Annotated in this window: 20 protein-coding genes, 3 tRNA genes and 1 pseudogene; 12 read left to right on the top strand and 12 right to left on the bottom strand. The window is 36.7% G+C overall.

The window, feature by feature from the left end; all coding sequences use genetic code 11:
- Positions 1-78: 78 nt before the first annotated feature.
- The 7 genes from Q0794_RS01040 to murB form a co-directional block, all read right to left on the bottom strand.
- A complete protein-coding gene (locus Q0794_RS01040; RefSeq protein WP_298939534.1) occupies positions 79-591 on the bottom strand; it encodes a helix-turn-helix transcriptional regulator in 513 nt (170 codons plus the stop codon).
- On the bottom strand, positions 588-1,946 hold the full coding sequence (locus tag Q0794_RS01035) for a HipA domain-containing protein (protein ID WP_298939532.1): 1,359 nt from the start codon (positions 1,944-1,946) through the stop codon (positions 588-590). Before Q0794_RS01035 ends, Q0794_RS01040 begins: the two co-directional genes overlap by 4 nt.
- A gap of 427 nt (positions 1,947-2,373) precedes the next feature.
- A tRNA-Gly gene (locus Q0794_RS01030) sits at positions 2,374-2,448 on the bottom strand.
- 91 nt (positions 2,449-2,539) lie between these two features.
- Positions 2,540-2,623, bottom strand: a tRNA-Tyr gene (locus Q0794_RS01025).
- Positions 2,624-2,633: 10 nt separating this feature from the next.
- Positions 2,634-2,709 (bottom strand) — tRNA-Thr (locus Q0794_RS01020).
- Between the two features lie 117 nt (positions 2,710-2,826).
- A complete protein-coding gene (gene birA, locus Q0794_RS01015; protein ID WP_298939531.1) occupies positions 2,827-3,798 on the bottom strand; it encodes a bifunctional biotin--[acetyl-CoA-carboxylase] ligase/biotin operon repressor BirA in 972 nt (323 codons plus the stop codon).
- A complete protein-coding gene (gene murB / locus Q0794_RS01010) occupies positions 3,791-4,852 on the bottom strand; it encodes a UDP-N-acetylmuramate dehydrogenase (protein WP_298939529.1) in 1,062 nt (353 codons plus the stop codon). The genes birA and murB overlap by 8 nt, the downstream gene beginning before the upstream one ends.
- Before the next feature lie 119 nt (positions 4,853-4,971).
- Between murB and Q0794_RS01005 the strand changes: the two genes are divergently transcribed.
- Entirely contained in the window at positions 4,972-5,394 is a 423-nt protein-coding gene (locus Q0794_RS01005) for a GNAT family N-acetyltransferase (protein WP_298939527.1), read from the top strand.
- A gap of 165 nt (positions 5,395-5,559) precedes the next feature.
- On the opposite strand, the pseudogene msrB reads toward Q0794_RS01005, so the two are convergent.
- Positions 5,560-5,994: pseudogene (gene msrB / locus Q0794_RS01000) on the bottom strand (peptide-methionine (R)-S-oxide reductase MsrB); the annotation flags it as partial.
- A gap of 366 nt (positions 5,995-6,360) precedes the next feature.
- Here msrB and leuA point away from each other — a divergent pair.
- Both leuA and Q0794_RS00990 read left to right on the top strand, forming a co-directional pair.
- A complete protein-coding gene (leuA, locus tag Q0794_RS00995; protein WP_298939525.1) occupies positions 6,361-7,911 on the top strand; it encodes a 2-isopropylmalate synthase in 1,551 nt (516 codons plus the stop codon).
- A 114-nt stretch (positions 7,912-8,025) separates the two neighbouring features.
- Entirely contained in the window at positions 8,026-8,655 is a 630-nt protein-coding gene (locus Q0794_RS00990; protein ID WP_298939524.1) for an MBL fold metallo-hydrolase, read from the top strand.
- A gap of 125 nt (positions 8,656-8,780) precedes the next feature.
- Here Q0794_RS00990 and Q0794_RS00985 read toward each other — a convergent pair whose 3' ends face one another.
- Positions 8,781-9,989: a DUF945 family protein gene (locus Q0794_RS00985; RefSeq protein WP_298939522.1), complete on the bottom strand. Its 1,209-nt coding sequence runs from the start codon at positions 9,987-9,989 to the stop codon at positions 8,781-8,783.
- A 435-nt stretch (positions 9,990-10,424) separates the two neighbouring features.
- Here Q0794_RS00985 and cobO point away from each other — a divergent pair, with 435 nt between their 5' ends.
- Positions 10,425-11,033, top strand: coding sequence for a cob(I)yrinic acid a,c-diamide adenosyltransferase (gene cobO / locus Q0794_RS00980; RefSeq protein WP_298939519.1), 609 nt, complete (start codon positions 10,425-10,427; stop codon positions 11,031-11,033).
- 105 nt (positions 11,034-11,138) lie between these two features.
- On the opposite strand, the gene prlC is transcribed toward cobO, so the two are convergent.
- Complete coding sequence (gene prlC / locus Q0794_RS00975; RefSeq protein WP_298939517.1) at positions 11,139-13,190, bottom strand: oligopeptidase A; 2,052 nt, start codon at positions 13,188-13,190, stop codon at positions 11,139-11,141.
- A gap of 203 nt (positions 13,191-13,393) precedes the next feature.
- Here prlC and Q0794_RS00970 point away from each other — a divergent pair, with 203 nt between their 5' ends.
- Positions 13,394-15,382, top strand: a complete 1,989-nt coding sequence (locus Q0794_RS00970) for an ATP-binding protein (protein WP_298939514.1) — start codon at positions 13,394-13,396, stop codon at positions 15,380-15,382.
- 217 nt (positions 15,383-15,599) lie between these two features.
- On the opposite strand, the gene yihA is transcribed toward Q0794_RS00970, so the two are convergent.
- Positions 15,600-16,283 (bottom strand): ribosome biogenesis GTP-binding protein YihA/YsxC, encoded by a 684-nt coding sequence (gene yihA, locus Q0794_RS00965; RefSeq protein WP_298939511.1) that lies wholly within the window; start codon positions 16,281-16,283, stop codon positions 15,600-15,602.
- A gap of 180 nt (positions 16,284-16,463) precedes the next feature.
- Between yihA and Q0794_RS00960 the strand changes: the two genes are divergently transcribed.
- The 5 genes from Q0794_RS00960 to Q0794_RS00940 all read left to right on the top strand — a co-directional run bounded on the left by Q0794_RS00960 (position 16,464) and on the right by Q0794_RS00940 (position 21,118).
- On the top strand, positions 16,464-17,024 hold the full coding sequence (locus Q0794_RS00960; RefSeq protein WP_298939578.1) for a c-type cytochrome: 561 nt from the start codon (positions 16,464-16,466) through the stop codon (positions 17,022-17,024).
- A gap of 316 nt (positions 17,025-17,340) precedes the next feature.
- Positions 17,341-17,943, top strand: a complete 603-nt coding sequence (gene yihI, locus Q0794_RS00955) for a Der GTPase-activating protein YihI (protein WP_298939509.1) — start codon at positions 17,341-17,343, stop codon at positions 17,941-17,943.
- Positions 17,944-17,975: 32 nt separating this feature from the next.
- The gene (locus Q0794_RS00950; protein WP_298939507.1) at positions 17,976-18,455 is read left to right on the top strand and encodes a DUF2489 domain-containing protein; all 480 of its coding nucleotides are present in this window, start codon (positions 17,976-17,978) and stop codon (positions 18,453-18,455) included.
- Between the two features lie 163 nt (positions 18,456-18,618).
- A complete protein-coding gene (hemN, locus tag Q0794_RS00945) occupies positions 18,619-19,986 on the top strand; it encodes an oxygen-independent coproporphyrinogen III oxidase (RefSeq protein WP_298939505.1) in 1,368 nt (455 codons plus the stop codon).
- Positions 19,976-21,118 (top strand): anhydro-N-acetylmuramic acid kinase, encoded by a 1,143-nt coding sequence (locus Q0794_RS00940; protein ID WP_298939504.1) that lies wholly within the window; start codon positions 19,976-19,978, stop codon positions 21,116-21,118. The genes hemN and Q0794_RS00940 overlap by 11 nt, the downstream gene beginning before the upstream one ends.
- 133 nt (positions 21,119-21,251) lie before the next feature.
- Here the strand turns inward: Q0794_RS00940 and Q0794_RS00935 are convergent, their stop codons facing one another.
- Positions 21,252-21,488, bottom strand: coding sequence for a DUF3624 family protein (locus Q0794_RS00935; RefSeq protein WP_298939503.1), 237 nt, complete (start codon positions 21,486-21,488; stop codon positions 21,252-21,254).
- 106 nt (positions 21,489-21,594) lie between these two features.
- Between Q0794_RS00935 and Q0794_RS00930 the strand changes: the two genes are divergently transcribed.
- Positions 21,595-21,972: a hypothetical protein gene (locus Q0794_RS00930; RefSeq protein ID WP_298939501.1), complete on the top strand. Its 378-nt coding sequence runs from the start codon at positions 21,595-21,597 to the stop codon at positions 21,970-21,972.
- A gap of 196 nt (positions 21,973-22,168) precedes the next feature.
- On the top strand, positions 22,169-23,017 hold the full coding sequence (gene nfo / locus Q0794_RS00925; RefSeq protein WP_298939499.1) for a deoxyribonuclease IV: 849 nt from the start codon (positions 22,169-22,171) through the stop codon (positions 23,015-23,017).
- Positions 23,018-23,076: the final 59 nt, after the last annotated feature.

The following is a 23,076-nucleotide window of genomic DNA, read 5'->3' as shown; positions in this document are numbered from 1 at the left end:
TACCGCCCTTGACAATGCCCTACCACAACAATTATAAATAGTTTAAATATTGATGCTCTTGCTTCACCTGCATTCTGGTTAGAATGAATCACCATCGCCACTCAATATATCGCGCAAAACACTCTTACTCTTAGGAACCAAGCCAAGCTCAAGACCAAAAGGCTTAAATACCTTATTGATAACATCTGCACTTGGCATCTTGCTACCATTCTCTATATCAGAAATCGTCTTACGAGATACGCTTACCATATTGGCATAATCTTGTTGCTTCATATTAAGCACCTCTAAGCGTAACAGTCTTAAAGCGTCACCATAAGTAATTTCTCCTAGCAACAAGCTTCTCATAATTGCCCGAGTGACGAGCTTAAGCACATCCTTATGAGTTACTCTACCTGGTACGACCTTTTTAGCCACCCTACGCTTGGTAGGAGCAAGCAGTGGATCATAATCGCGACTCGTGTCTATCTCCACCTGCTTACCAGTCGAACTCACCTTCATGTTCCGCTTGCCCGTATCACCAGGCAACTTTTTCACTGCCTGCTCTCTTTCAGTCACTTGATTAACCAACATCATTGTATGTTTGCTTCTCATAACAGACCCCATCTTTTCAATTTATCTTCAACATAATTAAAGCCAATGCCAGGATGATTTAAAATAGCTGGTGGCACTCCACGAACAGCAAGACGAGCCTTAAGAGTAAGTAAATCTTTAGCGGTATTTTGTAATTCCGCCATTAACTTTGCCGGTGCAACATAAACTTCCAAAGACTGCGCGATAGCCCCAAAATCATATTCACCGCCCTTTTCCATAGGAGAAGCCCACTTAGTCAGCCGTGTAATCCCCTCCGGATCAGCTTTCATGGGCGCAAAATCATATATAGGCGAAAACCTAATACTCTTTTCATCCCTCAAGAAAGAAGTGTTACGCCCATGATTATCACTGTTACCAAATATAATATTTAATAAGTCGCGCTTTACCCATTCAGTCACAAACGCAGCTACATCAAAATGAAAGTCAGGATTTTGAAGAAGCATGTCACTATCTAAAACCTTTCGGATCACCTCATCAATAGCATCGTTGTGATCAATATAAGCACCCGAACGTTGCTTCAATATTGAGTAAAGAGACTCCATACCATAGCGTTTAGCCACTCCGATACTATCCATTTCTATATCAAAACGAGGTAGCCACAAAGATGGTACATGCACACCTTCTTCAAGCCTCATATCTGCAATAGGAATAGTATCAAAGCCCATGGCATGCAACTCATGATAGAAATGGTATTCAGCCCTTAAAATATCACTATCAATACTCGTTTTCCCTCTAGGGAACTTCACCAAGTAATGAATATCTGTAGAGTTATTTAATTGAAGGTTATCAATCCACACCTGATTAGCATCATTTAGACGCACAAGTAACTTAGGTGCAGCACCACCAGCACCAGTTGCACCACCACAGGCGGCCCCCCTTTCTTGCGCATATTCTAAAAAATCAGATGACTTATCTATCACATGCTCAAGAGTAAAATGTTGACCAACTGCTTCTCCATCATCTACGTTATGTGATAAAGACTCTTTAATCCTCAAGTTACCAATAGGGGCATTAGTGCTAGTACTAAGAAGTATAAAGTGTTGTGCATCAATCGAACTATCAGATATCCCCAAATGACGAACCAAGAAGTCTCGGCTTGAGCCACTAGGTATAATGTCATCTATAAAGGTAAGTAACCCATTAGCATCAATATATATTTCCATCATCACCACGGGATAATTAATAGAAACAGCATGGTGATCATCACAGTTCGGGTTTACAACAGTGTAAGTAAATTCATACTCAAGCAGTGTCCCTTTATATGGGACACCATCTGTATGCCTAAACGAAAGAGTCGCTATATCAATCCATTCTCTACCCAAGAAAGCTTGGATTGTTAGGTTATCTTGATTCATTCTGTCACCACCACCCATTATCTTCAATTAATAATGTGTATAACTTTACTCATTAATAGTAATTTAATCAATTAATGTAACTTAACTTCGCACATTAACTTCTATTTTTAAAGTTAATGTAACTAAATTTAATACATTAAATTAGATTGATGAAAAAATTAGCTGATGATGTAAATGAAGAAATCGAGGAAGATAAATAATATTATTTTTCTTGATTGAACTTATGATTTGAATCCAAGGACTTTGGATTCAAATACAGATAAATATTCAAAATATAAAAACATGATGAGCAAGTTGATTTTGTAGTCCAAATTATCTTGGTCTACAAATGGGCCATATTTGATCTAAATTGATATTTTTGGAACTGCAGAAACAAAAAAACCAAGCACAAGTGCTTGGTTTTTTTGCTCTTCATAAGAAGAAAACTTGGAGCGGGCAGCGGGAATCGAACCCGCATTATCAGCTTGGAAGGCTGGAGTAATAGCCATTATACGATGCCCGCAAATCTTGCATCAAGTAGCGTAAGCTACAAAGCAAAAAACAATGCTGTGCATTGTTATTTACTGACTCACTGTGACAAGTGAGATAAAATATGGTGGAGGGAGGTGGATTCGAACCACCGAAGCTTTCGCGACAGATTTACAATCTGTTCCCTTTGGCCACTCGGGAACCCCTCCAGTACTTAGATGGTGCCGACTACCGGAGTCGAACTGGTGACCTACTGATTACAAGTCAGTTGCTCTACCTACTGAGCTAAGTCGGCGCTGTCTAAGTGCCGCGAATATTAAAGAACTTGAGCACTCCTTGCAAGTCTTTCTTAGAAATAAATAGTAGTTTTTTGATTGTTTGCTTAAAAAAAAATCAATTTGCTGTTTTTAGTCTAATTATTCGCCAAACGTAAGGATATTTCACCACCAATGTACGGTTTTATTTCATTGCCTATTTCTAGTAATAAAGCACCTTGCTCATTAATACCTCTGCAAATGCCCGTTTGTACATTATCGGCAACAATTAAGTTAACTTGTTTATTAAGGAAGTAATCTAATTCAAACCAACGATCTAGAAATGGAGTTAAGCCTTTTTCTTCATAATCACTTAATAACGTGTGTAGTTCTTTAATAAGTAAACCAGACAACTGATTACGATCAACAGGTTGTGTACTGATACTATTTAAGTCTGTCCAAGGTTGGTCAATTAATTTACCTTGCTGCTCAGGCATCCTCACATTAATACCAATACCTATCACACTATGACAAACATCCGATGCCTGTGCGTTTAACTCTATCAAAATACCTGCGAGCTTTTTACCTTGATAATAAAGATCATTAGGCCATTTTAACCCTATACCAGATAATCCTAGCTTTTCTAACGCATTAACCGTTGCAATACCCACCAGCAAACTTAAACCCGATGCTTTCTCTATACCGGCTTCTAAACGCCAATACATTGAAAAATATAAATGAGAAGCAAAAGGAGAAACCCATTCTCTACCTCTGCGACCTCGCCCTGCTGCTTGGTATTCCGCGATACAAGTTTGACCGTTGCTTATGTTCGGTAATTTATCCAACAAATATTGGTTAGTAGATTCAAGAATTTGCTCCACATGAACATTATCAACGCCACTCACTTGTTTAATGATGTGTTGATTTAATAAAGTCAGGGGAATAGCACTGCAATAACCTTTGCCGGTGACTTTATAGATATCTAACCCTATCTCTTGTAATGCTTTGATGTAGTTATTAACCGAGGTTCTTGATACCCCTAGCAACTCACCAATTTTTTCACCAGAGTGAAACTCACCATCAGCGAGCAAAGCAATGAGTTGATTACCTTTTTCATTTAATTCAGACATTTTCTATTACCTGTAGCAAATTGGTTTCACCTTGCGCATCAATAAATCGAACTTCATGCTCTAACAATACCGCAAACTTTTGTAATACTTGCTCTCTAACATGCCATGCTAATTGAATCACATCGGATGCTGTTGCTTTGCCATCTTCGTTAATAAGCACTAATGCTTGCTGTAAATGAACCGCTGCGCCGCCTATTTTTTTACCTTTTAAACCACATTGGTCAATTAACCAGCCTGCTGCCAATTTCACTGTTCCATCATTCTGTGGATAATGTGGCATATCAGGGTGATGAGATAACAGTTGTTCACTCAGGTTGTCACTAACAATAGGATTTTTAAAGAAGCTACCAGCATTACCTAAGATGTTAGGATCGGGTAATTTTTCACTGCGAATACGACAAACACTATCAAAAATTTGTTGCGCACTCACTGATGATTCAGTTTCATCAAGCCCTTGTAATAAGCCGTATCGGCAATGAGCTTGCCATTGTTTCGGTAATTTAAGTGAAACCGACGTAATTAATGCACGATCTTTTAATTCACCTTTAAAAATACTGTCTCGGTAAGCAAATAAACAACCTTCATTGCTAAGGGTTTTAAGTGTGCCCTCTTCCAAATCAATATAATCAACACTCGTGCAGAAATCTTTGAATTCAACACCATAAGCACCAATGTTCTGTACGGGTGCTGCGCCTACTACACCAGGAATCAATGCAAGATTCTCTAAGCCATAAACACCTTGCTCTACGGTACTTTCTACCAGTTCATGCCAATCTTCGCCCGCAGCGACTTGTAATAAATAGTTTTGCTCATTTTCACTTTGATTAATGCCCATTAATTCAACTTTGATCACTAAACCACTAAAGTCATCACAAAATAGCGTATTGCTTCCACCACCTAGCACTAAAATAGGTTTGTTAGCTGTACGTGTTTTTTTAATTAATGCCAATAATTGAGGTACTTCAGATAATTGCTGAAAATGAAAAAGGAGATGCGCATGGGCATCAATTGAAAAGCTATTAAAAGTCTTGAGCGAGCTGTTTTTTTCAATCATGATAAAACCTTATGGCGTAATATGGCTGCACTGATTTTTTTAATGAGAAGTGTTGCTAAGCCAGTGACGAATAACTAGTTTACCTTATCAAGCACCTGAAACAAACGATCGGACTTTAAATGGACATTAACTCACTGCAATTCAGCCAGTTACAAAAAGAATATATTCCTTTAGTTAATCAATTTTATAAACAGGTTTATAAAAAGGGCCTTGCGAATAAAAGTGAACAAGTATTTGTATTGAAAACAAACCAAATACTGTGTGCTGCACGTTTAAAAGAAGTACAAGGTAGTTTGCTATTAACTGGAGTCGCTTGTTTAGAAGAACATCGTAAACAAGGCCTAGCAAGCTTGCTGATTACCCATTTATTAACAACACAACAACAGAGTATTTATTGCTTTCCTTATCCACACTTACAAGTGTTTTATGAAAAGCTTGGTTTTACACTTTACCAACCTGCACAATTACCTGAAGAATTAGGTGTTAAATATCAACGCTATAATAGCCGTAAACCTCTGTTATGCATGATTTATAGTTACTAGTGTAGTTAATGATGTAGTTAATGATGTAGTTAATAGTATTCAAACTTACTTTGAATACTATTTTCACATACTAATAAGCGATATAACGCTTCGTTTTATCTCCCCTCTTTCGCAACCAAGGAAGTCACGGCACTTATTCTGACGGATTGTTAAATAAGATTATTTTTATTCAAACAAATTTAATAAATCTGTATAACCTTGTTCGGCCATTTTCTCTTTTTCAATAAAACGTAACGAAGCAGAGTTGATACAGTAACGTAAACCTGTCGGTGCTGGTCCGTCATCAAAGACGTGTCCGAGATGAGAATCTGCATCGACACTTCTGACTTCGGTGCGTTGCGAAAATAGCTTAGTGTCTATTTTTTCCGTCAACTCTGCTTGTGCAATCGGCTGCGTAAAACTTGGCCAACCACAATGGGCATCAAACTTATCTAACGAACTGAATAAAGGCTCTCCTGACACAATATCAACATAAATACCTTCTGCCGTATTATCCCAATATAAATTATTAAAAGGAGGCTCAGTTCCCTCTTCTTGGGTCACTTGATATTGAAGATCGTTTAATTGTTGCTTTAATACTTCTTGCGATGGCTTTTTAAATTCGCTCATAATTTGTTACCTCTCTAATTATCTACTCGATAATACGTCTTTATTCATACAAATAAAACGCTACAAACACTGCGGTCTTTATCTCGCTTACAATAATGAGTACTTGACGCATAATTTAAAAAACGTAATTATTCATTCATGATTAAAAAAACAACATTATTAATAATCTAACTCATTATCAACATATTTAGGTAAGCCGATGACGCTATTACACTCACTACTGCCAAGTTTACTCCTGACGCATAAAGCGTATGGGTGACGAGTAGCTGAAGAAACCTAGCTGAGACTCTGAAACCCGTACATTGTGCGGGTTTTTTTATACCTATCAAAAATGAATACCACTAAAAGGAATGCTTTATGTCTGAACAAGTTATTATTTTCGATACTACTTTACGTGACGGTGAACAGGCTTTAAGCGCGAGCCTGACAGTGAAAGAAAAACTTAAGATTGCCTTTGCACTAGAGCGTTTAGGGGTTGATATTATGGAAGTCGGTTTTCCTATTTCATCTCCTGGTGACTTTGAATCAGTACAAACAATTGCACGCGAAATAAAAAATAGCCGAGTCTGTGCATTATCTCGCGCCTTACCAAAAGATATTGATACTGCCGCTGAAGCGTTAAAAGTCGCAGATGCTTTTCGTATTCATACCTTCATTTCAACGTCGACTATTCATGTAGAAAGTAAATTAAAACGTACTTTTGACGATGTCCTAGAAATGGCCGTAAATGCGGTTAAATATGCCCGTAATTTTACTGATGATGTTGAGTTTTCTTGTGAAGATGCAGGCAGAACACCCATTGATAATTTATGCAGAATGGTTGAGCAAGCCATTAAAGCCGGCGCGAGTACCATTAATATTCCAGATACCGTTGGTTATACTTATCCAAGTGAATTTGGCGGGATTATTAAAACACTATTTGATCGCGTCCCTAATATTGATCAGGCGGTGATATCTGTTCATTGTCATGATGACTTAGGTATGTCCGTTGCCAACTCGATCACTGCAGTTGAAAATGGTGCACGCCAAATTGAATGTACAATGAATGGGATTGGAGAACGCGCAGGTAACTGCTCACTTGAAGAAGTGGCAATGATTTTACATACACGCCAAGCTAAAATGGGTTACAAGACCAATATCAACCCAATTGAAATTGCCCGTACAAGCCAATTAGTTAGCCAAATTTGTAATATGCCGATTCAATCGAATAAAGCGATTGTAGGGGCTAATGCCTTCTCTCATTCATCAGGTATTCATCAAGATGGTGTATTAAAAGCGCAAAATACTTACGAAATCATCACACCAGAAAGCGTGGGTATTTTAACCAACAAATTAAACTTAACGTCTCGATCTGGCCGTCATGTTATTCAACATCGCATGCAAGAACTAGGTTACCGCGACACGGATTACGATTTAGAAGCGTTATACACAAGCTTCCTAGCGTTAGCTGATAAAAAAGGCCAAGTCTTTGATTACGACTTAGAAGCATTAATGTTCTTTAATCAAATTGAAAATCAACATGAACATTACAAACTATCAAGCATCAACGTACAATCAGGCACTAGCGTGGTAGCTACTGCAACAGTGGTGATGCAAATAGGTGAAAATGAACGCGTTGTTGAGGCAGCAACTGGTAACGGCCCTATTGATGCGACTTATCAATGTTTAATGCGTATTTCAGGATTAGATATCGATATGAGTTCTTATAAAATAACGAGTAAAGGTGAAGGTAAAGATGCGCTAGGCCAAGTAGATATTGTTGCTGCTTATAATGGACAAAAATTCCATGGTATTGGTTTATCAACTGATATTATCGAATCGTCAGCAAAAGCATTAGTCCATGTAATGAATCATATTCATCTTGCTAAAGCCGTTGAAGTTAAAAAGAAAAACCTAACTCAAGTTTAAACAAAATAGTACTCTCTATTGTAATAGTAAAGTGTTTAAGAATAAGTAGCTTAATGATAAATAGCTGAATAATAAGGCAACCCAGTGTTGCCTTTGGTTTTTTGAGGATTAAAAATGAAAGTAGTGGTTATTCCCGTCACCCCTTATCAACAGAACTGCAGTTTAGTAATTTGTGAAGTAACAAAGAAAGCGGCGATCATCGATCCGGGTGGAGAAGTTGAACGCATTTTAAGCGCGGTTAAGAATCACAATGTCATTGTGGATAAAATCATACTAACGCATGGTCATCTAGATCATGTTGGTGGTACAGAAGCATTAGCTGAAACGTTAAATATTCCAGTAATTGGCCCAGAAAAAGAAGATGCATTTTGGTTAAATGAATTAGAGCAACAAAGCAAAATGTTTGGTTTCCCTAAGGCAACAAGCTTTTTACCAACACAATGGTTAGAAGAAGGAGATCACGTTGAAGTGGGTAATATAAAACTCAGCGTATTACATATTCCAGGTCATACTCCAGGTCACATTACCCTTTTTGATGCGGTCAGTAAGCAGATTATTGTTGGTGATATTTTATTTAACGGTGCTGTTGGTCGTTCTGATTTTCCACGAGGCAATCATCAGCAACTCATATCAGGTATTAAACAGAAGTTATTAACTTTGCCTGAAGAAACATTGGTATTTCCCGGTCACGGTCCAACCACCACCATTGGCAGAGAGAAAATTAGCAATCCTTATTTGCGCTAGTTTTTGAACTCTGCTTTTAAAAGTAGCGAGACACATTGAGGTTTATAGTTAAAGTGACTCGCTATTGATTTAATGACAACTCATTACAGTCTTTATTACAGCCTTTATTACAATAAGCTCCCCCTCTACAGAGGAAGAACATTGCCATTTACTGTTAACTCACCTCTATCTAAAGTCGATTCTAAAACAAGTGTTTCATTTTGCTCTTTCAATACGCCTGTTAGAATACCAACTTGTAGTAGTCCGCCAACATCCGCTTGCTCTGATAACTTTTTCGGTAAGTTCAAGTTCAACTCTCCATTAGTATAATCAATCAAAACTAATGGGTTACTCAGCACTTCATCACCAGCAACACCAGCTTGAATATTCATTTTAAATTGGCTATTCACTTCACCCCAAGGAGTTTCAGAATAGAGGGTTTTTAAGTCAATAATTGCACCTAAACTTACTAAATGACCGAATGCCTGACGCATCAATGTTGTCTCTTCAAGGTTTGATTTAAGTTTAGTTAAAGCAATTAAATTAAGCTCTGAAAATGCGAGATTGATATGATTATTGGAAAAGGTATCTGCGCCATTTTGAAACTTTTCTATTTTCCAATTAGTATCAGTATCCACTGTTAATTTATCTGCACTTATTTCACTTGCCCCTTCGAGCGAAATAGCTTTCATAGATAAACGATGTAATCGTTTGATAAACGCTACTTGATCAACTTCAAGGTTATATTGATAATCAAGTAAATCGCTGTTCTTTACTTGAGTAAAAGAAGCCTGTAATGATAGGTCTTTAACTGAAAATGTTTCATCGTAAATGTTTCCATCCATCCCAGCCCAATCAATATCAAAGGAGCCTTGTTTTTCTTCAACGTTATATTCATAAGTAAAGTTTAATGGCGCAGTATTAAAACGTTTCTTTTGTTTAATCAACTCACCTTTCGCTAAAGCAATTTTGCCGCTCATATTACCTAGCAAATTAATTTCTTCTTGAGAAATCAACCAATCTTTAGTTTGAAAGAACGCGACCACCTTTTTCTCTAATACAGGGTCGACAAGATTGATGTAATTAACCAATAAAGCTTTATAAGGATAATGACTAATATCCGAATGGACCAGTAGCTCTAATGGCACTTGTCCTTCCAACTCGATGGATACTTTCATTTCAGCTTTCGCTGAGAAGAAGTATTTTTGATAACTTAACAATTCCATTGTTAGTAATGAGTTATTAGATTGATTTATTTGTTTTTGTATTTCTGTTTTGGCCATTTCGCCAACAAAATAAATACCTGATAATAAAACGCAAAAAACAGCGACGAATACAATTATTAATTTTTTCATTATGACCTTACAAGGGAAATTGCTTTTTAATGAGAGCTTAAATCAGATTGTTCTAAGTTAGATTCACTTCATTATTTATTGAAAACATTGTAGATTACAACCGTTAGATCACAAAGTTTAGTCGATATGATTGGAATAGATTTAAACTAAATTGACATTTTAATGAATTCACACAAACAGTATTGATTGCACAGTCAGATTATCGGTGGTGTTTTATTCGTTATCGCAGCATCCACACCAAGACTTTGGGCAAATATCGCTCCCGAACATTACCACCATGTATGACACAATAGTATTTGGAATAGTTTCAGTTAGATTCTGTGATAAAGTTAATCAAATAAATTTACTTACCTTTAATTAACGTAATTTATATTTTGTTAATTAAGTCATAAAGCCTGCCAACGCAGGTTTTATATTGTTAATGAGGAAAAGAACATGGCGACGGATAGAAATTCAGAAGAAAAACATTTAAAGAGAATGAAAGCGGTTAAAGAAAAACAAGATCAAAAAATTGCAGCAGCAACGGAAGTACGTGGTGTAAGTATTCTTCTGGCTGGCCCAGGAAAAGGCAAAAGTAGTTCTGCATTTGGTATGTTAGCGCGTTCTTTAGGCCATGGTCATAAAGTGGCTGTTGTTCAATTCTTAAAAGGTGCTATGTCAACGGGTGAAGAAAAGTTCTTTAATAGCCATGACAATGTTGATTGGTACACCATGGGTGATGGCTTTACATGGGAAACTCAAAATAGACAAAATGACATCGACAGCGCACAAAAAGCCTGGGATAAAGCCGCTGAATTAATGGCTGATGAAAAATACAATCTGATTATTTTAGATGAAATCACTTACATGTTTAAATATGAATATCTTCAGATTCAACCGACTTTAGATGCGTTAAAAAATCGCCCTAAAAATATGAACGTGGTATTAACAGGTCGTGGTCCTAAGCAAGAATTAATTGACGCAGTAGATACTTACAGTCTTATTCTAGCTGAAAAGCATGCCTTTAAAGGTGGCGTAAAAGCACAACCAGGAATCGAGTGGTAAACACTAAGTAATTTAATAGTTAATAAAATAACTAATAAACAAAAAGGGCTTAAAGTCATTAACTTTAAGCCCTTTTTTTATTGCGTATTTAAAGCAGTTTTGTGACTAACGAATACCTGAGTGACGTAATAACGCTTCGATTGATGGTTCACGTCCCATAAAGTTTTTAAACAAGGTCATTGGCGCTTCACTCCCCCCTTTCTCAAGGATATTTGTTAAAAATGAGCGTCCCGTTTCTGCATTGAAAATTCCCGTTTCTTCAAAACGAGAGAATGCATCTGCAGATAACACTTCAGCCCATTTATAACTGTAATAACCAGCTGCATAACCACCAGCAAAAATATGGCTAAAGCTATGCTGGAAACGATTAAATTCAGGCGCTTCTATCACTGCTACTTTAGCGCGAACTTCAGCTAATACACGTTGCACTTGCCCTACTTCACCCACTTTATAATCATGGTGCAAAATAAAATCAAACAGTGAAAATTCAAGTTGGCGCATCATTTGTAACGCACTGTTATAGTTTTTAGCTTCTAGCATTTTTTTCAGTAGATCAGCCGGCAATATATCACTAGTATCAACATGACCAGAAATCAGAGCTAATGCTTCAGGCTCCCAACACCAGTTTTCTAAGAACTGACTTGGTAATTCCACTGCATCCCAAGGCACGCCGCTGATACCAGACACACCTGACGATTCAACTTTAGTTAACATGTGGTGAATACCGTGACCAAATTCGTGGAATAACGTTACAACTTCATTATGTGTAAATAACGCTTCTTGATCGCCAACGGGCTTATTGAAGTTACATGTTAAGTAAGCAACAGGTAATTGTAAGCTACCGTCTACTTGGCGACGACGTGAACGACAATCTTGCATCCAAGCACCACCACGTTTGTGGGCACGCGCATATAAGTCTAAGTAGAAACTACCAATGTGTTCTTTTTGGCGATTATAAATTTTAAAGAAACGTGCATCTTTATGCCAAACATCAACATCTTTAGATTCTTTGATATTTAAATCAAATAGGCGGTGTACGACATCAAATAAACCCGAGACCACTTTACTTTCAGGGAAGTAAGGGCGTAATTGCTCATCTGAAATATTGTAACGTTGCTGTTTTAATAGCTCTGCGTAGTAACTTAAGTCCCATGACTGTAAATCATCTATACCGTCTTTTTCTTTTGCAAAAGCCAATACTTGGTCACGCTCTTGTCTCGCTTGCAGTATTGACTTATCAGCTAACTCGCTTAAAAAATCAATTACTTGAGATGGTTTCTCAGCCATTTTTGTCGCGAGGCTATATTCACCAAAATCATTAAAGTCTAACAATTGAGCAAGTTCATGGCGTAGCGCTAATATTTGTTCGATATTCTCACTGTTATCAAATTCGTTCGCGTTAGGTCCTTGGTCAGAGGCGCGTGTTGCAAAAGCGGTATACACCTCTTTACGTAATTCACGGTTCTCTGCATACGACATCACAGCTAGGTAACTTGGAAAATCTAGTGTGAATAAATAACCTTCTAGTTCTTTTTCTTCTGCCGCTTGTTTTGCTGCTGCAATCGCTGTTTTTGGTAAGCCTGCTAATGCATCTACATCAGACACTAACTTGCTCCAAGCAATCGTTGCATCCATTACATTGTTACTGAAAGAAGACTGTAATTGTGAAAGCTGCTGTTTAATTTCACCGTAACGTTGTTTTTTCTCATCGCTTAATGCAATACCCGCTAACTTAAAATCACGTATTGCATTTTCAATTACTTTTTGTTGTTCATCTTTTAACTCAGCAAATTCTGCACTGTTGGCAATACTTAAATAGGCTTCATACAAGCCTTGATGTTGGCCTACAAAGGTGCCGTATTCTGAAAATAAACCAATGCAAGCATCATGTGCAGCACGTAACTCATCATTACTTACTACTGCATTCATATGTGAGATTGGAGACCATAATTTACCTAGGTGGTCATCTGCTTCATCTAATACTGCGACAAAATTGTCCCAAGTATAATTATCTATTTCTGCTAATTTTTGTTCAATTAGCGCTTTGTTATCTGTAATCGTTTGTTTAACGATGGGCTCAATTTCATTGATGTTGAGATCACTAAAAAAAGGAAGGCCATCGGTTTTTGTTAAGCTTGAGTCTTTTATTGTAGTCATAGCATTCATCTTATCTGAGAAGGAACTAATAATATGCGGCCATCAATGCTAAAATTCAAGGTATTGGGTAATGACAACCCCATATATATTTACTTCTAAACGGTCGAGTTCATCATAAAGTCTACTTACTAACTGACAATCAACTGAAAAGTGTGTAAAACAATGGCTATTTCTATATATAATTAGGTAATGGATTCACATCAATGCTGATAAAAAAAATGAAATCGTTAATAAAATTACAACCCTTTAGAATTAAACATAGTTTATCTATTCGTTTACTTTCTTATATTTTAATGTGTAGTTTTGCTCTCGCGATTATCATCACCTTGGTACAGTTATTATTAGATTATCAAAACGATCTCACCAAAATTGATGCCAGTATTGAACAAGTTGAATCTAGCTTTGTTGAACCACTCGCTACCAGCCTCTGGAACTTTGATAAAGAACAGATAGAAATTCAAAGTAAAGGCATCATGAATTTACCTTATATGCAGTATGTGAAAGTCTATGAAGTAGTTGGTAATACTGAAGTCGCTATTTCACACCAAGGTGTTATTAAAGACGAATATGACATCAGCCAAAAATTTGATTTAATCCATCAGAAACAAGTAGTGGGAACATTGTTCGTTGCCGCATCATTAGATCAGATTTATAAGCAATTAATCGACAAGTCATTAATGATTCTAATAAACCAAACAATTAGAATCATGATTGTTTCAATCTGTATTTTATTCATTATCTATTACATGGTCATTAGGCATATCAATAAAATTGCGCTCTATACACGTAATATCAAACTCTCTTCTCATAATAAAAACTTAGTCCTAGATGGACGTAAACGTAATATGACCTCTGCAAGTGATGAGCTAGATGAATTAGTATACCTACTCAATAAAATGCAAAAGCGTATTGTTGCGGAATTAACTGATAAAGAAATTGCGATTAATGAACTACAACAAGAACGTGACTTTTCAGCCACCATCATTAACTCTTCAAGCACTATTATTTGTTGTCTAGATGCTGACTTTAAAATAGCAACGATTAACCCAGCTGCCGTTATTCTTACTGGTTATTCGCAAGAAGAATTAAACCAAAAAAGCTGGTTAGATATTTTTGTATTAGAAGATCGCCGAACAGAATTACAAGAAAAATTATCAGACAACGAACCTTTGTATAGTATTGAAATTAATATGCATGACCAAATGGGGGAAGTGAATACTTTGCTTTGGACCTTCTCTGCTTTTTATGAAGGAATGGATATTAAATATCTGATTGGTTTTGGGCACGATATTACGCCGCAAAAACAAGTTGAGCAGGAGATTTTATTGCTTAATGATCAATTAGAAGAAAAAGTAACAAAAAGAACTGCAGCATTAACGGCGAGTAATACACAAATGGTACAAACCGTTGAACAGTTGAAACGCACTCAGCAAACTCTGGTTGAATCTAAGAAAATGGCATCATTAGGCAGTTTAGTCGCGGGCGTAGCTCATGAGATTAATACACCTATTGGCATTAGTGTTACAGCAGCCTCTGCATTACAAGAAGAGGTCTCGACCTTAAAGCAAGAGTTAGAAGTCGATCAACTTTCACGAGCACATTTAGATACCTTTATTTGTCAATTTACGGAATCAAGCAAACTACTTAACAATAACTTAAAAAGAGCAGCAGATTTGATCAGCAGCTTCAAACAGGTTGCCGTTGATCAGTCTTCAGAGTCTTGTTACTCCTTTAATTTAAAAGAAAATGTAGAACAAGTTGTTACTTCTTTAAAACATAAAATAAAACAAAGTAAGGCGACCGTTAATATTGTTTGCCCTAATGATTTATTTATCTACAGTTTCCCTGGAAGCTTTGTACAAATTTATTCAAACCTCATCATTAACTCTATCATTCATGGTTTTCATGAATGGTCAGGCGAACGAAATATATTTATTGATATTGAATTACATGGCGAAACACTAGTCATTGATTATCAAGATACGGGTAAAGGTGTGTCAGAAGATGTGTCAGATCGTATATTTGATCCTTTTGTTACTTCAAAGAAAGGCGCAGGTGGTAGTGGGTTAGGCACTCATATTGTTTACAATATTGTTAGTCAGTTGTTTAAAGGTGATATTGAATATGTCATTGAAACAAAAGGCGCACATTTTATAATGAAAATACCCTACCGAGCCTGCATGAACTCATAATGATGAACTCAATTTATTAATAATTGCTGAATAACATTCTTAATGAATAATATTATTCAACAATAACGTTACTTAGATTCAAATAATAAGTGAGATCATGAGTAGAAAAGAGTCGTTATGGAGAGAACTAAACTATAAATCGGAATGGTTCAGGGAAGGGATGTAAACATACTGCCGTAAAGTATCATACGGCAGTATTAACTAATGAATAACTAAACTACTCGCTAGTTTCTGTTATATCGTCTTCAGCACTTTCTTCAGGCGTTTCAGCATCTAATAAATCATGCTCTCCGTACCACTGCGCTATTTTACGTTCCAAGATATCAACACCGAACCCTTTTAAAGATGAGAACAATTCAACTTGTACGTCACCTTCAAAGTTCTCTGCTTCTTCACGCATTTTCAACAAAGTCGCTTTACGTGCACCTTGTTTTAATTTATCGGCTTTCGTTAACAACGCTAGAACAGGAATATTGGCATCAATAGCCCAAAAAATTAACTGTTGATCGAGATCTTTAAAAGGATGGCGAACATCCATCAAAACAACCAGTCCTTTTAATGACTCTCGTTCTTGCAAGTATTCACCTAATGACTTTTGCCATTTCAATTTCATGGCTAACGGTACTTTTGCAAAACCATAACCTGGTAAATCGATTAATCTTTTTCCTTCTTCTACTTCAAACACATTGATTAATTGTGTACGACCAGGTGTTTTACTGGTTCTTGCTAAACTTTTTTGACGGGTAAGGCGGTTTAATGCACTGGATTTGCCCGCATTAGATCGACCAGCAAAGGCAACTTCAATCCCACTTTCTACTGGCAAATGTTTATCTAGATGGCGAATATCAGGTGCACTAATTAAAAAATGCGCTTTTTGAAAATGTATTTTTGGAAATTCCACGATATGCCTCATATGTTTGCGTAGCAAAATTGTTATTTTTCTGAAAACCTGTGTAAACTACACAAGCTTTATTTACGCATATTGTAACATAATGTAGCCCCCCTAAAATAACAACTTTAAGAATTAGATTGGATAGTTATGAATAAATTATTAGTAGCAATAATCGCAGTATTGAGCTTTATGAATATCGCTCAAGCACAAGGCGACATAGATGCAGGGAAAACTAAATCGGCGGTGTGTGCAGCTTGTCATGGCCCCGACGGTAACAGTCCATCTGATCTATATCCAAAAATAGCAGGACAACATTCATCTTACCTTGTAAAACAATTACAAGAATTTAAAAGCGGTGAACGTGAAAATGCAATTATGTTAGGCATGGTAACAGCACTTTCAGAGCAAGATATGGAAGATTTAGCTGCTTATTTCGCTTCACAAACAAGCACACCAGAAACTGTTTCAGAAGAAGTGGCGAAAGCAGGTAAAAACTTCTACATGGGTGGCGATAAAGAACGTGCAATCCCTGGTTGTACAGCTTGTCATGGCCCACGAGGTAACGGTTTAGAGTTAGCTAAATTCCCTAAAATATCAGGTCAACACCCTGCTTATATCAAAGCTCAACTTATCGGTTTCCGTGATAACCTACGTCATAACTCACCAAATAATATGATGTCAGATATTTCAGGTAAGTTAACTGATGAAGATATCGATTTACTATCTAAATATATTTCAGCGTTACATTAATCCTTAACGATTAATTAACCATAAAAAGGCATGCCTAATAAGGTGTGCCTTTTTTATTTACGCTAACCTCCTCTTTTAAAAAGTATTACTGCGACGAAGTACTTTATTCGCCATTTATAAGCCATCATGGGATAACTTTCCCCTTCAATAAATTAATGATGGAATAAATCAGCTTGATTGCTAACGGGCATATAAACCTGTTATTCTGCGCAACATTAACATCCCAAATTATGGTGTGCATACACCGCCCTTATTAATGTCCATAAATACTATCAATAGTAGTGACTTAATAACGATACAAAAGGTAACTAAAATAATGTCTCGTACTAAAAAAAGCCGTACTGCTGGAAACTCAGAACCTAAATTTGACGGCAACAGAAAAGAAACGTCATCACAAGCGCAAGAAGCGCGTGATAAAAAACGCAAAGATAAATTAAAAGGTAACAAAGCGGGTAACCGTAATGCGATTGAGTCAAAACAAAGCGCACAAAAAAACCAACGCCAAGCTCAAAATGATAAACGTCATGGTAGTAAAAAACCCATTGCACTAACTGCAAATGACAAGCCTCAAGAAGCGGTTAAACCTAAAATAAATATGCAGCCAAAAGCGAAAGTCATTAAAAGTCCTTTAGCTCAACCTGGTTTAAATCAAACAAGTGTTGCTCAGCCAAAAGTAACGGCAAAAGTATCACCAGAAAAAGAACTGGCAAATATTGAAAATGATGAACGCTTGAATGATTTATTAGAACAAGTTGAAGCGGAACAATCATTATCAAAAGACGACCAAATTTGGGTAGATAAACAAATGAAACGTCATCAAGAACTAATGAAGCAATTAGGTTGGATTGATGAAGAAGGCGAAGAAGATTTATTGCAACAGTTTGAAGATGCAAGTTCAGCATTAGACGAATTTAGATAAAGTTATTAATAGTTTATAGATAGGTTATAAATATGAATATGGATACGATATTAGCAATTTCGGCAGTTGTTATCATACTTGCTCTGGCGTTTTACGCTGGCATGCTCATCAATAAAATTAAAATGCAAAAAGCACAAGCATTACAAATTGAGAAAGCTCAAGAGCAAATAAAACAACAGAAAATTCAAGATAGAAACAATAATATCGTAGAAAGTATTCGTTTTATTGCCAAAGCGACCATGCAAAAGCAATGTAATGTATCGGAAGCGGCGATTCGTTTGACCGTGTTACTAGAGACATTACAACTTAAAGAAGCTATCGATATAGCAGGGACTTATCCTGCTTTAACGGCTATGTTTGAAAAAGTAAAAGATATGCCGACGCACGAAGAACGCAAAGCTCGACCTGTTAAAGAAATAAAAATATTAGATATAAAACGTGAAGTATTCGAAGCAGAAATGGAAGAGAATATTATCAAAGAAAGCGCTCTACTGGCAGAGTTTTCAATCTAATCTCGCCTTATTATATTGGTTATATTATTACGAATTATTATTAGGGATAGTATCTGCGTGTAGCATACATGCTAATCTTACAATCGCTGATTTAGCGCAATAAAACGTAATAATCGAAGTGCTAACATGGCACTTCATATCAATAAAATAAAGAGAGTTTCGCATGCAAAAGCTTGTTTGGGATCAGGCCTTAATTGAAAAATATAATTACAGTGGCCCCCGTTATACTTCATACCCAACTGCGCTTGAGTTTACAGAAGACTTTCAACATAGTGACTTGATCAAAGCGACACACACCTACCCAGACCGTCCTTTATCGCTCTATATTCATATCCCATTTTGTCATAAACTTTGTTATTTTTGTGGGTGTAATAAAGTCATTACTCGTCACCAAGAAAAAGCTGATAAATATCTAGATTTTTTAGAAAAAGAGATCGTACAACAAGCAATTTATTTCAAAGATCGTACCGTTAGCCAATTACATTGGGGAGGCGGAACACCGACTTTCTTATTACCGCCACAAATAACACGTTTAATGACCCTCTTACGTACTCACTTTAATTTTTCTGAGCAAGCAGAATTAAGTATTGAAGTTGATCCGCGTGAAATAGAGCTAAGCACTATTGACCATCTAGCAAAGGAAGGTTTTAATCGTTTGAGCTTAGGCGTACAAGATTTTAATAAAGACGTGCAAAAAGCGGTTAATCGCGAACAAGATGAAGACTTTATTAAACAACTTTTAACACGCGCAAAAGAACAAGGCTTTCAATCTACTAATCTAGATATGATTTATGGTTTACCACTACAAACGAAAGAAAGTTTTGCGTTTACACTAAAGAAAGTTTTAGCACTCGATCCTGCGCGTTTATCTATTTTTAATTATGCTCATATGCCGAGCTTATTCGCAGCACAGCGCAAAATTAATGAAGACGATATGGCGAAACCGGCTGAAAAATTAGCGATGCTACAACACACCATCGAATTTTTAACGGAATCAGGTTATCAGTTCATCGGTATGGATCATTTTGCAAAACCAAATGATGAATTGGCATTAGCGCAACAACAAGGTATTTTACATCGTAACTTCCAAGGCTACACGACTCAACAAGATGCAGATTTATTAGGGCTAGGTGTTTCAGCGATCAGTCAAATCGGTCATTGCTACTCTCAAAACCAGAAAAAACTTAGCGATTATTACCAACAAATTGAAAATATAGGTCATGCACAATGGCGAGGAGTCGCGTTAAATAAAGATGATTTAATTCGCCGAGAAGTAATTAAACAATTAATCTGTAATTTCACATTAAATAAAAAAGATATTGAACAGCAATTCGACTTAAATTTTGACCAATACTTTGCTGAAGACATTAACTTATTAACCCCTTTTATTGAGGACCAATTAGTGGCAATTGATAGTAATAAAGTGCAAGTATTATTAACTGGGAAATTATTGATTCGTAATATTTGCATGTGTTTCGATGTTTATTTACGAAATCAAGCTCGCCAACAGCAGTTTTCTCGTGTCATCTAAGCCTTTCGCACAGCTAAGTGATGAGTTAGCGAATACTCATGCATATTATATCGGATTAATGTCAGGAACGAGCTTGGATGCCATTGATGTCGCCTTGTGTCAGCGTAATTCGACTGGATTCATACAAAAAGCAGGGACAGCAATCGACTTAGCACCACTCCTCCGCCAACAGTTATTAACTATCTGCAATGAAAAACAAGTAACTTTGCAAACCTTGGGTGAAGTAGACCATCAATTTGCCTTAGCGTGTGCTCAAGCAGTCAATGAACTATTAAAAACTGAAAACATCAGTGCCAATGAAGTGACTGCAATCGGTAGTCACGGACAAACTATTTATCACTCACCTGAGACGCAATATCCATTCACACAACAAATTGGTGATGCCAACTTAATTGCAGCAAAAACACAGATCGCTTGCGTTGCAGATTTTAGAAGAATGGACATGGCTTATGGCGGTCAAGGTGCGCCTTTAGTGCCTGCCTTCCACCAAGCCTTATTTGCACAGCACAAAACTCAACGTGTGATATTAAATATTGGTGGCATTGCCAATATTAGTGTTTTAAATGGGTTAGAGCAGGCTTTTGGTTATGATACAGGCCCAGGTAACATGCTAATGGATGCTTGGATTAACTTACACCATCAACAACCTTTTGATAAAGGAGCTTGGTTTGCAACAACAGGCACAGTAAACCCAACGTTATTAACACGTTTATTGGATGATCCTTATTTTGCTTTGAATGCCCCTAAAAGTACTGGAAGAGAAAAATTTAATTTAACGTGGTTAACGCAAGCGTTAATGGTTAACAGCCTGAAGCCAGAAGATGTCCAACGCACCTTGTTAGAGTTTACTGCGATCACTATTTGCGACCAAATAAAGCAGCAAAGTAATGCTTGTGATGTTTACGTATGCGGCGGCGGCGCACTCAACCCATTACTAATGGTGCGTTTGAGTGACTTAATGCCAAATCACACAGTACAAACGACCGAAGCATTAGCGATTAACCCAATGTATGTTGAAGCAGTTGCCTTTGCTTGGTTGGCAGAACAAAGAATATTAGAAAAAACAGTTCCGTTGAAAGCAGTAACAGGAGCCGATAAAGATGCGATTTTAGGCTGTGTTTACTTACCTTAATACATTATCTTATTTTAATACATTGTCTTATTTTAGATCTTAGATTGAGTACTGTAATGCACGCCAAAGTGATTGAAACAGCATTTTAAATTGATAAATTTTAAAAAGGCTTGAGGCATTAAGCTAAAAGACTTTAAGCCTTTTTAACATAATAGAAACACCAGGCCATTAAATGCATCACCATCAAAATACCAGTAACCCAAATAAATAGTATTAACGTCACTTGCTGCACTGCTAGCCAAGTACTTATATTAAAACCTAAATAAATGGCTAATCCAACGAGTAATAAACATAAATTAATGCCCATACATTGTTTACAACGTCCTAATTTCTGCTTAATAAAAGTCCCCATGCAAAACTCACAAGACATCTTCCCCTCCCTACTCACATTAACAAATAGCCTAAAAGGCAATTTTCTTGTATTCATACTCATTTTTGATTATGGTTTCTTTATTACCCCTTAGAGAGCTAACAATATGACGTATTTTATAAGTATGTTATTACTTCTGATAACGCTTTCAAGCAATGCCGATTCAAACCAAACTGAAGGTAACAAAGTAATAGAATCAAAGCTAACAGTAGAAAAACCAACCACTCAGGTTCCACATAATAATGGAACTGATGGCCTATTAAAAAATACAATAATAGAGCCTATTGAAAACTTTAATAGTATTTCGAAAAAAACAATAACACCTAAAGTAGCTGCACCAAAAGCACCTACGTCAAAAATAGTTACCAAAGAAGAACAACAAGCAATCTCTAACTCTGCAGCGTTACCCACTCGAAGCGAACAAAAGATTGAGATTAAAACCAAAGAACAGTTGAAAGAAAGCATACCAACAGAAAAACAGTAAGCTATCAACTTTCTTTCATTTCCATCATCTTCCTGCACAAGAACATCTAAAATATAAATAATATCTCTATTTTATCTCGTTAAAATAACTAACCAGCCCCCCATTGATTAAATACTTAATTATCCTCACTAAACGGTTTGACCTAAGGTGAGCTTTAGATATACTGATTATCCCCTTGAATTTGAGATGATGAATAATGAAGTATATTGGTGCCCATGTAAGTGCAGCAGGTGGTGTTTTTAATGCACCGAAAAATGCCTGTGACATTGGGGCAAATGCCTTTGCATTATTTACTAAAAATCAACGCCGATGGGAAGCCAAAGCGCTCGATGACAATGCGATTCGTAAATTCAAAGCGGGATGTATTCGTTACAAAATTGACCCGAAAAATATTTTGCCGCATGACTCTTACCTTATTAACTTAGGTCATCCAGAAGCTGAAGCATTAGACAAATCACGCATTGCTTTTTTAGATGAAATGCAACGTTGTGAACAATTAGGGTTATCTCTATTAAATTTTCACCCAGGTAGCCACTTAAAAAAGATAACAGAGCAAGATTGTTTAAAGCGTATTGCTGAATCTATTAATTTAGCACTACAACAAACAACATCGGTCTCAGCAATTATTGAAAATACAGCCGGGCAAGGTACAAACTTAGGCTATCGTTTTGAGCACCTTGCTACAATTATAGAGCAAGTGGATGATAAGCAACGTGTTGGTGTATGCATCGATACCTGTCACACCTTTGTTTCAGGTTACGATTTACGTGGTGCAGAAGCAACAGAAACGACCTTTAAAGCCTACGCAGATATTGTTGGGTTTGAATATTTACGTGCTATGCATATTAATGACAGCAAAGTGCCTTTTGCTAGCCGGGTTGATCGACATGCACCTTTGGGCGCTGGTGAAATTGGTTGGGATTGCTTTGAATTTATAATGAAAGATCCACGTTTTGATAGTATCCCATTAATATTAGAAACAACTGATGAAACGTTATGGCCAACAGAAATAAAACAGCTAAAACAGTGGGCAAATGCCGATTAAAAGCAATTTATTGCTTTTATAGTAGTAAATACTTTGAAACTCGCTACACAGCGATTATG

Origin of the sequence: uncultured Psychromonas sp. (genome assembly GCF_947489755.1) — a bacterium.
Lineage (GTDB): Bacteria > Pseudomonadota > Gammaproteobacteria > Enterobacterales > Psychromonadaceae > Psychromonas.
This window is presented reverse-complemented; position numbering and strand designations above follow the sequence as displayed.